The following is a 250-nucleotide window of genomic DNA, read 5'->3' on the forward strand; positions in this document are numbered from 1 at the left end:
GAGCGCGATCGCGTCCCGCTTGAACTCGGCCGTGTACCGCTTGCTCATATTGCTCTTGCCACTCAACCTGGACTGCTTCCTCCGGGACTCAACCGTCCCAGTATCAGGCTGTCCACTTCAGCGGGGGAACTTCACCTCAGGGGCGCGGGGAACTGCGCGCCCAACCACGACCCACCCGCACCCAACCAACAACACCAGCCCCCTCAGGGGCGCGGGGAACTGCGCGCCCAACCACGACCCACCCGCACCC

It is taken from the genome of Streptomyces sp. NPDC102462 (assembly GCF_044765425.1).
Taxonomy (GTDB): Bacteria; Actinomycetota; Actinomycetes; order Streptomycetales; family Streptomycetaceae; genus Streptomyces.